Consider the following 12,694-nt stretch of genomic DNA (forward strand, 5'->3'; position numbering starts at 1 on the left):
TATTTAACCTCTCTAATCCACCAACTCCCGCAGATCCACCGGTACTACCCGCGAAATCCCTTGCTCAACAATAGTAACCCCGTAAATAATATCGGCGCTGGCAATGGTGCGTTTATTATGCGATACGATGATGAATTGCGATTCGCTGGAGAATTTGCGGATGATGTTATTGAACTTATCAATATTGGTATCATCCAGCGGCGCGTCAACCTCATCGAAAATACAGAATGGGGCAGGTTTTAACAGGTAAAGCGAGAACAAGATAGCCGTTGCCGTCAAAGTCTTTTCACCACCCGAAAGTTGATTGATAGACAATGGCCTTTTTCCTTTTGGTTTTGCAATAATGTCGATATCTGAATCAAGCGGGTTATTCGGGTCCGACAGGATCAGATCGCAAGAATCCTCTTCGTTAAACAAGGAACGGAATACCTTGATAAAGTTCTCGCGTATCCTGCCAAAGGCATCCATGAATTTTTCGCGGGCGGTATCGTCAATCTCCTGTATCGTTGCCATTAACGATGCTTTGGCTTCCGCCAGATCTTTCTTTTGCGCCTGTATAAAGGTATAACGCTCGTTCATTTCGTTATAAGCCTCAACGGCCATGGGGTTTATGGCGCCAAAATCATCGAGCTGCCTTTTTAACTTTTCGGTTTTATCACGCAGGCCTTCTTCGGTATCATCTGCGGGTACCTCTGTATCTATCAGGTCTTGAATATCAATATTAAACTCAACCGAAAGGCGCTCTTTTAAAGCATTCAGTTCCAGTTTAAGGTTATTCTTTTTATCCTTTAACTCATTTTCTGCTTCTTCAAAATTATCCTTATTACGCCTTAATATAGTTACCTGGTTTTCGGTTTCCGTGATCGCGTTGCGTGCGCCCGCATAATCTTCCTCCGCCTGTTGTACAGCTTTTTCCAGCTCATCTTTTTGGCTGTACATTTCAAGCAGGTCATCATCCGAGTGATCGGTATGCTGCAGTATCTCCATTATCGCGGCTTTTACAACCGTCAACTCTGTGCTGTTTATTTTGATACGTTTATCCAGGTTTTCCTGCTGCGTTTCGCGATAATCAAGGTCTTTTAACAAACCTGATACCTTATTTTGCTGCTGATGGAATTTGATGTTCTCCTGGTTATACTGGTTTGATCGTACGGTTACCATTTCGGCCAATTCCGCAAAGGTAATTTGCTTTTCGGCGAGCAGGTCGCCTTGTATCTCTTTTTGAGTTTTATACTCTTCGAGGGCAGGGGTCAACTTTAAAGCCTCATCAGTTATGCTGGCTATTTTGCGCGCAATATCATCTTTGCGGTTACGGCTGCTTTCAATAAAGGTTTGGTACTGCTCCCGGCGGGTTTGCACGGTCACCAGTTCAGTATTCAGGCGGTTCAATTCCTGTTGCTTCTGATTGATTTCGGCTTGTTTACCCGATGCTTTCAATGATGTTAAACGGCTTTGCAACTCTTCGATCTTGGATCTGTATTTTGTAATTTCGTTATCGGCGACCTTAATTTCCTTAGCCAGATTTTCTAAGTTTTTGGCACGTCCAATGCGCTTACCTTCAAACAAACCCACCGAGCCACCGGCCATGGTCAGTTTCGATTTACTGAATTTGCCGCTCTTACCCAATATAATGGCATTGCCGGGTAGTTCGCTGCTGTTTAGGTCCGCTTCGGTACCATCGTTTACCAGGTAAACATTGTTGAGCAAATGGTTACATAATGGGAGGTACCTGCTATCAACCTCAATTACATCTAATGCTGCAATCCAGTTTTCATGCAGGTGGCGTGCCGGTATATCTTTAGCATAATTACTCAATACAAAAAACTGCGCCCTGCCCCGCGATGAACTGCTTAACAGGTTTATAGCTTTTATGGCTTCATCATAGCTTTCAACCACGTAGTGGTTCATAAAAGGCTCAAGGTAGTTTTCAATAGCCACACGGTAAGCCTCATGGCAAAACAACACATCGCTAAATAACGGCGCGTTTTTGGCCCAACTGGTATTACCCTTTAAAAACCGTATCGACTCGGGGAAGCCTTCCAGGTTATCCACCAAACTCTTGGTCAGGTTGTACTCATTTTGTTTGGCATCCAGTTTACGGCTTTCCCGCGTAAGGGTATCCTTTAAAAAATTAAGCTCTTCTTCGGTATCTTTTATTTGCTGATTAAGCTTATTTTCCAGGTCAACAGCCAGTTGGTGTTCTTTTTGCAATATCCCGGCCTGGCTTTCCAACCCGGTAATGGCTTCATTAAAGCTGGATAGCTCAGCCTCTTTACTGCTGGCATCTTCCATATTGCGCTGGCTTTCCTGCTCCAAAGCCTGTTGCTGAATCTTCAGTATGTCGAGGTCTTTCTCCGCCTTATAAATTTGGTTTTGCAGGCGGTTATTGATGTTGACGATCTCATCCAACTCTGCCTTTGCCGCTGCCTGTTCCTGCCGCGATTCATCAACCGTAGTTTTCAGTTCGCTTACGTTTGCACGGATGGTCTCAAAAGTTTCCTCCTCCTGCATCCGCTCTTCTGATAGGCGCTTAATGTTGTACAGTACGTGATTAAGTTCTTTTGTATCGCGCTCCAACTCTTCGCTCAAACGCTTTTCCTTATCCTGCTGCGATCGTAGCTGCTCGTTCTTTATCTTTTTCTCGCTCTCGTACGCACGTATTTTGCCCACATATTCATTAGTGGCTTTTTGCTGTACCGATAAGTTTTTCTCTTTGGTAAGGCTGTCCAGCTTTTGTTGCTGTAAAGCCGCTTCTAATTTATCTATTGCTGCAACAATCCCGGTTTTCCCTTCGCGTTGCTTCTGTTCCAGGTCTTCAATTCCCGCCAGCGACTCACTAAAGGATACTATCCTGAACGATGCCAGCATAATACTCAGGGTTTTATACTGCTCCTTTATCTTATAATAACGCTCGGTTTTTTTTGCCTGGTTCTCTAATGTTTTCAGGTTTTTTTCTATCTCAAAAAGCAAGTCTTCAACCCGTTCCAGGTCGGCTTCGGTATCTTTAAGCTTATTAAAAGTTTGCTTTTTGCGAAGCTTGTATTTTGATATGCCCGATGCTTCCTCGAACAAGTTACGGCGCGAGTTCTCCTTATTGCTGATGATCTCTTCTATCATCTTCAGCTCAATGATAGAGTAGGAGTCCGCCCCTATTCCTGTGTCCAGGAATAGGTCGGTAATATCCTTCAGGCGGCATTGTACATCATTCAGCCAATATTCGCTTTCGCCGCTGCGGTACAATTTGCGTGTAATGGTAACTTGCGAAAATTCGGTAGGCAGGATGTTCTTTGTATTATCGAACGAAAGTGATACTTCGGCCAGGTTACCCGGCTTACGGGTTTTGCTGCCATTAAATATCACGTTCTCCATTTTTTCGGAGCGTAACATACGGGTGCTTTGCTCGCCCAGTACCCAGCGTATGGAGTCAACCACGTTCGATTTTCCGCAGCCGTTAGGGCCAACAACGGCAGTGATGCCCTCGTTAAAATTGATGGTGATCTTATCACCAAAACTTTTAAACCCTTTAACTTCTAAACGTGTAAGCTGCATTTTTTACTGAACGGCCCTCATCAAATTCTGAACCTTAAATAAAGCATAAATAATTCAAATTTTAAAACCAAAGGGGCTTTTTTTGAATAATTTGCACATAAATAAAAGCGCTTAGAACTCTAAGCATAAAATCCTATTTTTGCAGTCCGTTAAAAAGAGTTATCATATGAGTATTGGTTTATCCGAACAAGAGATATTTCGCCGCGAGGCAATGCAGCAGCTACGTAATTTAGGTATCGATCCTTATCCTCCTGAAACATTCCCTGTGAATGTTACTGCAAAGGATATTGCCGAAAACTTTGAAGCTAACCAAAGCGCATACCAGGATGTAACCATAGCCGGCCGTATTATGAGCCGCCGTATTATGGGCAGCGCTTCGTTTGCCGAGATACAGGATGCAACAGGCCGCGTGCAGCTGTACATTAAGCGCGATGATATATCTCCCGATGAGGATAAAACCCTATACAATACCGTATTTAAAAAGCTGTTGGATATTGGCGATTTTATTGGTGTAAAAGGATATGTATTTATTACTCAAACAGGCGAGATATCTGTTCACGTAAAGGAATTGACGATCTTGTCAAAATCATTAAAACCGCTACCCGTTGTTAAGCGCGACGAGGATGGTACCGTGCATGATGCCTTTACCGACCCGGAAATGCGTTACCGCCAGCGTTACGTGGATTTAACGGTTAACCCGGAGTTTAAACAGATATTCATCAACCGCTCAAAAATTATCCGCACCATGCAGGGCTATTTTGATAGCAATGGCTGGATGGAAGTAGAAACACCGATATTACAGGGCGTACACGGCGGTGCCGCTGCAAGGCCTTTCAATACCTTTCACAATACTCTGGATATGCCTTTGTTTTTGCGCATAGCCAACGAATTATATTTAAAAAGACTGATAGTAGCAGGCTTTGACGGCGTTTATGAGTTCGGTAAAATGTTCCGTAACGAGGGTATGGACCGCACCCACAACCCCGAGTTTACGTCGGTTGAGATATATGTGGCCTATAAAGATTATATCTGGATGATGGCTATGGTTGAGGAATGTTTGGAAAAAGTTGCCCGCGCTATTCATGGTTCGCCTTTGGTTAAATTTGGCGAGCATGAGATCAACTTTGCGGGTCCGTACGAAAAGCTTTCTATGTATGACAGTATCCTGAAATATACAGGTATCGATGTATCAGCAATGGACGAGGCCGGCTTGCGCGAGGTATGTAAGCAATTGAGCATACAGGTTGACCCAACTATGGGCAAAGGAAAACTGGTTGACGAAATATTCAGCGAGAAAGTTGAGCACCACCTGATACAGCCAACATACATTACCGATTACCCTATCGAGATGACGCCGCTTGCCAAAAAGCACCGCAGCAAACCCGGTTTGGTAGAGCGTTTTGAGCTGTTTGTAATGGGTAAAGAAATTGCCAACGCCTATACCGAGCTAAACGACCCTATCGATCAGCGCGGCCGTTTGGAAGAGCAATTGATATTAGCCGGCCGTGGCGATGAAGAAGCTATGGCGATGGACGAAGACTTTCTTCGCGCACTGGAATACGGTATGCCGCCAACATCGGGCCTTGGTATCGGTATCGACCGCCTGGTGATGCTGATGACAGGGCAGACCACCATACAGGAAGTACTCTTCTTCCCGCAAATGCGCCCCGAAAAGAAAGCCAAAGTGGTAACCATTGAAGACTTTACAAATATCGGCATCCCGGCCGAATGGGTGCCTGTGCTTAACAAAATGGGCTTCAATACCATTGAGGAATTAAAAGCGGGCAACCCCAACAAAGTATTTAACGACCTTGGCGGGATGCGCAAAAAATTAAAGCTTGATATTGCCATGCCTGCAAAGGATGAGGTGATGGCATGGTTCGTGTAAATAAAGCAAAGCCCGCGTTAGGGATAGAAGCGGAAAGCCCGGAGTCCGCTTCTATCAGCGGCGAGGACTTGTAGCGTATAGCCCGGGCCGCAGGCAACGCCCCAAAAGAAGTTACAATTGAACCTCTTTTTCTACCCCTTCTTATTTTATATTTTAAAAGGACCCCCTCAACTATTTCCCAACATCCGTTGATACTTTACAAAAACTTAATCGAAAGTTAAGATTTTCAAAACTTTGGCACGAAATTGATTGTATACTTTTATAATCCATAGAAATGCAAAGCGTTATGATAAACACCAGCCTGGAAATAACCGAAAACGAATACCTGATTAAACTTAACCGTAGTAAGTTTAACCTGTCATTTATCCGCAGCCTGCTAAAAATTGTAGAGGTTTCTGATCAGTCGGAAAACGATGCCATTTACGACCGTGATTTTGGCGATGACTTGCAGGCATCAAAATCTGATTACTACAGCCACCTTGATGAAAAGTAAGCGTTTGCACGCTCCGTCTATCATCAAGATAAATTGCCTTTAAAACTGTTGGCGGTAACCACCGCGTACAACCTGTTGTTTATCCATTTGGCCCATCTGCGCTTTCATCATTTTTATCTGTTCGGCCAATAATTTATTTGTATCCGCTTTAGTAGCTTCTTTTAAATACTGTTCAGCTTCGCGTTTATTGCGTTTTGCCATCGATATCCCGGCAAGGCTTAATTTAGCCAGGGCGGTATTGTGCGACATTTTCATGCCTAAAGACAGTGCCTTCTTAAAATACTTTTCGGATTTTAACGGCGCTGTGCGCGACTCGATCAAGCCCATTAACAGGTTGTAATAACCATGCTGGGTTCTGTGCAGTTCTTTTTCGTAATCGTTTATTTTTAACAGCGCAGCCTGTGCCTGGTCCATTTTTTCTTTACGCATATGGTATTGCGCAAGCAACATATTCTCGTTTAAAAAATAAGTAAGTAACACCAGCGCGCCAATAACAAATACCAGCACACCCCACCACCAAAAGCCAAAAACACATAGTGCCACAGCAGCACCAAAAACTATACAAGAAGTAACTAACCTGATTATATTCGACATAATTTTTTGTTCGTTTAAAAACAGTGCAAATATCCGTTTATTTGTATTGTTAACCAATAGCTGTTTTACATTTATGTCGATTGATTTGGAGGCCTCATGGCTGCATGTTTTAAAGGGCGAGTTTGAGAAGGATTACATGGTAAAACTCAAAGCTTTTTTAAAACACGAAAAGGAAGCAGGCTATAAAATATACCCTAAGGGTAGCGATATTTTCAATGCCTTTAACCAAACACCTTTTGATGAAGTTAAGGTAGTTATTTTAGGGCAAGACCCATATCATGGCGCAGGCCAGGCACACGGCCTTTCGTTTTCGGTTCAACGCGGTGTGCGCATACCGCCATCATTACAAAATATTTATAAAGAGCTGGTAACCGATATACCGGGCTTTGTTACCCCAAACCATGGCGACCTTACCGAATGGGCAAAACAAGGAGTACTATTGCTTAATGCGACGTTAACAGTACGCGAGGGCGAGGCCAACGTACATCAAAACTCGGGCTGGGGAACTTTTACTGATAAGGTAATACAGGAAATATCCGATAAAAGAGATGGTGTTGTATTTATACTATGGGGCAGCTTTGCCAAAAGTAAAGCTAAATTTATAGATGCCAATAAGCATACTATACTATCGGGTGTGCACCCATCACCATTATCTGCACATGGGGGCTTCTTTGGCAGCAAGCCATTTTCAAAAACGAACGAGATATTAGCGCGCGAAGGCAAACAACCCATCGACTGGCAAATTCATTAACTAATGCCGGGTAAAGTAGAGTGGATAATGGCTTCGCCAAAGCCAAGGTAAACACAGTAGCGTGCTATCATATCCAATACTAATAGGTTTTTATGCTTTTTGTATCCTTCAGTTTCAAAAGCGAGTAACATATCGCTGCCCCCTGCCGATACATAATAATGCAGTTCACCCTTTTTGGGCTTAAAACTTGCTTTAACCAAATCTACCACACCTATTTTGAGTTTACTTTCTGTATCGTGTATCGTTTGCTTTTTTGAAGCACCACTTTCTGATATAGATATTAAATAATTCGAGTTCATAGTAGTTGGTTTAGTAACAAACAGCAATTATTAAACCAATGCAATATTATAGGTAGCTTGCTGTATGATTTGCTTGCTTAATTAACTTTTACTAAAATATACCAGCCATATTTAACCTTTATGCACATAAGCCCGGCAGCTTTGGCTGTCCGGATGCTGAGAACGTATCAAAGTATAATTAATATGTAGTATATCTGCTACATACATTTTGAGTGTTGTTAAACCAGCACGCTGTGCTTTTTTCTAAGCTCTTCATAAAGCACAATAACTTTTCGTTGCAGTGCATTTATTTCTTCTTCCCTTTCGGCGATCTTTTTCTTCACCGCGTCGATCAGTAATTGTTGGGGCTCTTCATTTTGCTCTTCTTCTTCGTCCGACAGGAGTCTTGTTACAGGTACGCCGAATACATTTGCAATTTGCTCAATACGCGATAAGTTAACATCGGTAATACCGGTTTCAATTTTAGAGAAAGCCGGGATAGATATACCTAAGCGGTTTGCAATATCTTCCTGGCTCCAGTTGTGCTGGTGCCTTAGCATACGGATGTTTGTCGCCAAAATTTTCATTTCTTTCTGTTGTTTTTCAAGGATGTAGGGTAGATGTTCAATAATAATACAAGCAATAACGCATTGCATTACAAATTTGTACGAAAGTAATATCCAAAAAGTTACAATGCTTACTTTTTAGTAAATAAAAATGTCATTTCGATCCGTTTGCGGGAAAGAAATGACATGATAGGGGAAAGGTGTGTCAGAAAAAAAACTTTATACAGCCGGGTCGGTGCTGCCCGCTCCGTGCAGATCTGCTAAGCTGGTGTTTTGCATAGTAGTATCCTTGTACCTGAAAACAAGAGGGAATATAACAGCAATTACCAAGGCGTATCCTGCAAAAGAAAGCCAGATGCCGTGCCAGTTTTTGCTCTGATCGGCATAGGTAAAGAAATGCTGTATCACGGCACCACTGATAATGCTGCCGAAAAATGCACCGAAGCCATTTACCATCATCATGAACATACCTTGCGCACTGCCGCGTATTTCGGCAGGAGCCAGAGTTTCCACGAATAGCGAGCCTGAAATATTAAAGAAATCGAAAGCCATACCATATACAATGCATGACAGGATGATCATCCATAAACCGCTATCAGGATCAGCGAAAGCGAATAAACCAAACCTTAACACCCAGGCCAGCATACTGATGAGCATAACGTATTTTATACCGAATTTACGTAAGAAGAACGGTATGGCTAAAATGAACAGCGTTTCGGATACCTGTGATATGGACATAATGATGGCAGGATATTTTACGGCCAGCAGGTCTTTATAAGCAGCAACGTTTTTAAAATCGTGAATGTAAGTATCGCCATAAGCATTTGTTAATTGCAATGCTGCGCCCAATAACATCGAGAATGCGAAGAATATGGCAAATTTTGGCATTTTGAACAATTCGAATGCGTTTAGACCGAGCTTTGCCTTGAGTGATGTTTCGGTCTTTTTGTTTAACAACGGCGGGCATTTTGGTAGAGTGAACGAATAGATACCCAACGCTAATGATACTGCCGATGCGATATAAAACTGGTTTGCCGAAGTTTCGTTATGCGTTAAGCTTACCACCCACAGTGCGGCAATAAAGCCTATTGTTCCCCAGATGCGGATAGGTGGATAGTCTTTTACTACATCTTTACCTGTGGCTTTTAAAGCCGAGTAAGCTACGGTAATAGAAAGCGATAAAGTTGGCATATAGAATACCATGTTTAATAATATCACCCAAAAGAATGCCGTAGGATTAGTTACCATTGGTATACTGAACAAAACCATAGCACCTAAAATGTGCATAATGCCATAAAGTTTTTCGGCATTAATAAGTTTGTCGGATATGATACCGGTAATGGCAGGCATAAATATGGCCGAGATACCCATAGTGGAAAAGATAGCCCCGAACTGCGCGCCAGACCAGCCTTTATTTTGGAACCAGTAAGCACCTATGGTAATGAGCCATGCCCCCCAGATAAAAAATTGCATAAAATTCATCAGTATTAAGCGGAACTTAATATTCATACAGCAGCAGGTTTTATATTATGTTAGATAATTAAAAACGGAAAGTAAGGAAATAAAAGTAAAAAGCGAAAATTATGAGGCGATAATTTAAAAGCTATTAGGCGAGAAAAAATAAAATTTGCTTTTATTGGCGTATAAACAAACGATTATTGTTTGTTATGTTGAAAATTAAACACATTTTGAAATTGGCGAGTTGTGTCGGTAACATACATATTCCATCTTACCTCTTCCATATTACATCAAATCAGGATGCCTTCCTCTTATTCAGTTCATCCCTTATTTTAGCAGCCTTCTCATAAGATTCTTCGGCCAATGCTTCAGATAGTTTTGATTTTAGCTCATCGGTACTTAAACCGCCGTAGCCACCACCTGTTGCGGCTGTAGTAACCGCATTCTCTTCGTTAGGCTCATTAATGTTTTCGAGGTAAACAAAATCATTACCCTCAATAACTATCCCTGCCGATGACAGGATGAACTCGTAAGTAAATATAGGGCACTCAAACCTTACGGCCATGGCTATGGCATCACTGGTGCGGGCATCTATCTCCACTACTTTTTTGCCATCGCTGCAGATGAGCTTGGAGTAAAATATACCATCCACCAGGTTGTAAATAATGATCTCCTGTATGTTAATGCTGTAAGCTTGCGCGAAACTCTTGAACAGATCGTGCGTTAAGGGGCGGCTGGGTGTCATCTTCTCAATCTCGATGGCAATGGCTTGTGCCTCAAAGCTGCCTATAATAATAGGTAACCTGCGGCGGCCGCTAACTTCGCCTAATACCAACGCGTATGCACCCGACTGGGTTTGGCTGTATGACAAACCTACTATGTCGAGCTTAATTTTTTTCATGCTATTACCCATCACAACCTAATCGTCAGTCTTTTATATTATGAAGCCTTTAATTGTTTAACAGCTTCAATTAGTTTTGGTACAACTTCAAACGCGTCGCCAACAATACCATAATCGGCAACTTTAAAGAACGGCGCTTCGGGATCCTTGTTTATCACTACAATAACCTTTGACGAACTGATACCCGCTAAGTGCTGTATAGCGCCCGAAATTCCTATCGCAATATACAAATTTGGACTGACAGCTATACCGGTTTGTCCAACGTGTTCGCTGTGTGGCCTCCAGCCCGCATCAGATACAGGTTTTGAGCATGCCGTTGCCGCACCTAACAGGTTGGCCAGCTCTTCAATCATACCCCAGTTTTCGGGGCCTTTTAAGCCACGCCCTGCTGATACAACCAGCTCAGCATCAGGTAATGATACCTTATCTGTAGCTTTTACTATTTCTTTGATGATGGTTTTAAAATCAGATTCTTTTACTTCCGAATTGAAATCTTCAACAGTAGCTGTACCACCCGTTTCCACAACTTTATAGCTGTTTGGTGTTAATGAGATTACTTTATTTGCTGATGTCAGTTCAACAGTCGCAAATGCTTTTCCCGAAAAGGCTGTCTTTTTTAATTTAAAAGCACTACCTGCTTCAGGCAAACTTACCGCGCCATCTGCCACACCGGCCTCCAACTTAACACCTATCCGCGGGGCCAAACCTTTTCCCGAAAAGGAATTAGATAGCACAACAATATTTGCCCCCTCTTTTTTAGCAGCCTCGGCAATTACCGACGCGTAGGCCTGGTTAATGAAGCTTTTTAGTTTATCGTTGCTTACATTAAGCACTTTAGCAGCTCCGTATTTACCTAAAGCGGCTAATTCGCCTGCAGCAACATTGCCGATTGATATGGCAACAAGGTTGGTATTATTCTGATCAGCTATGGCCTTAGCGTAAGAAACCGCTTCGAAAATTGACTTCTTAAACTTGCCATCGGCATTCTCCGCGTATATTAAAACTGACATGTGTCGTAGTTATTAAGTTCTTGTGTTATAGTTAGTCGTTGTTGTTCCCCCTTTAGGGGGTTAGGGGGCTAAAAAACCCTCGCCTCGTTATGTAACAAATCAATCAGTTTGGCGGCATCATCTGCCGGTACCAATTTAACCGCGCCACGTGGTGCAGGTGTTTCAAAGCTGATAATTTCTGATAATGTTTTTATCTCTTTCGGTTCGATGACGTTCAAAGGTTTGGTACGTGCCGACATGATGCCACGCATATTGGGTATCTTCCACTCGGCAACACCCTCTGCAGTACCCGCTACAAAAGGGAAGGGGATAGTAATTACTTCTTTACCGCCTTCAATCTCACGCTCCACTGTCGCGCTTGTACCATCAATATCTAACTTTTTGATGATGGATACCGATGGGATATCTAAAAATTCACCAATCATACCCGCCACCTTAGCACCGTTATAGTCAATCGACTCGCGGCCGGTCAGTATAAGGTCAAATGCGTTTGCTTTGGCGTACTCCGCTATTTGGTAAGCTACAAAATAAGCGTCGTGCGGTTTTGCGTTTATCCTAACGGCATCGTCGGCGCCAATGGCCAAAGCTTTGCGGATGGTTGGTTCTGTATTAACTTCGCCAACATTAATAACGGTTACCGTACCTTTACCACCTTCGGCAAGTTCAACGGCACGTGCCAAAGCAATCTCATCGTAAGGATTTAATATAAACTGTACACCCGCAGTATTAAATTGGGTGTTGTTATCGGTAAAGGTTATTTTTGTGGTCGTATCGGGAACGTTACTTATGCAAACTAATATTTTCATCAGTTATGAAATTGGTTTGTACAAAATTAATTAAAAATACAGCGTATAAAAACACAAAATGACACGATTAGATAAGTTGCTCGATTTTTTTAAAGATGAACCTAACGACGAATTTTTAAAATACGCCCTTGCCACTGAATATTTACGACTAAACGAAACAGATAAGTCTTTGTTTTACTATGAGGACCTTATTAAAAACCACCCGCGTTATGTAGGTACTTATTACCACCTGGGCAAATTGTACGAAGCGCTTAACCGGAAAGATGATGCTGTAAAAACTTACGAAACAGGTATGCTCATTGCCAAGGACTTGCGCGACAACCATGCCCTATCCGAACTGCAAGCTGTGTACATGGAACTTAAAGGTTTTGATGATGATGACGATGATTATTGATTAATT

Annotated in this window: 12 protein-coding genes; 4 read left to right on the forward strand and 8 right to left on the reverse strand. The window is 42.4% G+C overall.

The features are described from left to right. Nucleotides 1-12: 12 nt before the first annotated feature. The gene (gene smc / locus KXQ82_RS16430; protein WP_219489544.1) at nucleotides 13-3,549 is read right to left on the reverse strand and encodes a chromosome segregation protein SMC; all 3,537 of its coding nucleotides are present in this window, start codon (nucleotides 3,547-3,549) and stop codon (nucleotides 13-15) included. 166 nt (nucleotides 3,550-3,715) lie between these two features. On the opposite strand from smc, the gene lysS reads away from it, so the two are divergent. Both lysS and KXQ82_RS16440 read left to right on the forward strand, forming a co-directional pair. Next, complete coding sequence (gene lysS / locus KXQ82_RS16435) at nucleotides 3,716-5,437, forward strand: lysine--tRNA ligase (RefSeq protein WP_219489545.1); 1,722 nt, start codon at nucleotides 3,716-3,718, stop codon at nucleotides 5,435-5,437. Between the two features lie 286 nt (nucleotides 5,438-5,723). Further along, on the forward strand, nucleotides 5,724-5,930 hold the full coding sequence (locus tag KXQ82_RS16440; RefSeq protein ID WP_219489546.1) for a hypothetical protein: 207 nt from the start codon (nucleotides 5,724-5,726) through the stop codon (nucleotides 5,928-5,930). A 39-nt stretch (nucleotides 5,931-5,969) separates the two neighbouring features. Here KXQ82_RS16440 and KXQ82_RS16445 read toward each other — a convergent pair whose 3' ends face one another. After that, nucleotides 5,970-6,524 (reverse strand): DUF2892 domain-containing protein, encoded by a 555-nt coding sequence (locus KXQ82_RS16445; RefSeq protein WP_219489547.1) that lies wholly within the window; start codon nucleotides 6,522-6,524, stop codon nucleotides 5,970-5,972. 73 nt (nucleotides 6,525-6,597) lie between these two features. On the opposite strand from KXQ82_RS16445, the gene ung reads away from it, so the two are divergent. Then, nucleotides 6,598-7,275: a uracil-DNA glycosylase gene (gene ung, locus KXQ82_RS16450; protein ID WP_219489548.1), complete on the forward strand. Its 678-nt coding sequence runs from the start codon at nucleotides 6,598-6,600 to the stop codon at nucleotides 7,273-7,275. Here ung and KXQ82_RS16455 read toward each other — a convergent pair. From KXQ82_RS16455 to KXQ82_RS16480, 6 genes are all read right to left on the reverse strand, one after another. After that, a complete protein-coding gene (locus tag KXQ82_RS16455; protein ID WP_219489549.1) occupies nucleotides 7,272-7,574 on the reverse strand; it encodes a hypothetical protein in 303 nt (100 codons plus the stop codon). The genes ung and KXQ82_RS16455 overlap by 4 nt on opposite strands. A gap of 218 nt (nucleotides 7,575-7,792) precedes the next feature. After that, a complete protein-coding gene (locus tag KXQ82_RS16460) occupies nucleotides 7,793-8,140 on the reverse strand; it encodes a helix-turn-helix domain-containing protein (protein ID WP_219489550.1) in 348 nt (115 codons plus the stop codon). Between the two features lie 198 nt (nucleotides 8,141-8,338). Beyond that, on the reverse strand, nucleotides 8,339-9,628 hold the full coding sequence (locus tag KXQ82_RS16465; protein ID WP_219489551.1) for a nucleoside permease: 1,290 nt from the start codon (nucleotides 9,626-9,628) through the stop codon (nucleotides 8,339-8,341). Nucleotides 9,629-9,872: 244 nt separating this feature from the next. Further along, a complete protein-coding gene (locus KXQ82_RS16470; protein WP_219489552.1) occupies nucleotides 9,873-10,478 on the reverse strand; it encodes a bifunctional nuclease family protein in 606 nt (201 codons plus the stop codon). 38 nt (nucleotides 10,479-10,516) lie between these two features. Next, a complete protein-coding gene (locus KXQ82_RS16475) occupies nucleotides 10,517-11,488 on the reverse strand; it encodes an electron transfer flavoprotein subunit alpha/FixB family protein (protein ID WP_219489553.1) in 972 nt (323 codons plus the stop codon). 68 nt (nucleotides 11,489-11,556) lie between these two features. Further along, nucleotides 11,557-12,294: an electron transfer flavoprotein subunit beta/FixA family protein gene (locus KXQ82_RS16480; RefSeq protein WP_219489554.1), complete on the reverse strand. Its 738-nt coding sequence runs from the start codon at nucleotides 12,292-12,294 to the stop codon at nucleotides 11,557-11,559. A gap of 58 nt (nucleotides 12,295-12,352) precedes the next feature. Here KXQ82_RS16480 and KXQ82_RS16485 point away from each other — a divergent pair, with 58 nt between their 5' ends. After that, the gene (locus KXQ82_RS16485; protein WP_219489555.1) at nucleotides 12,353-12,688 is read left to right on the forward strand and encodes a tetratricopeptide repeat protein; all 336 of its coding nucleotides are present in this window, start codon (nucleotides 12,353-12,355) and stop codon (nucleotides 12,686-12,688) included. Nucleotides 12,689-12,694 lie beyond the last annotated feature (6 nt).

Origin of the sequence: Mucilaginibacter rivuli, assembly GCF_019391655.1 — a bacterium.
Classification (GTDB): Bacteria; Bacteroidota; Bacteroidia; order Sphingobacteriales; family Sphingobacteriaceae; genus Mucilaginibacter; species Mucilaginibacter rivuli.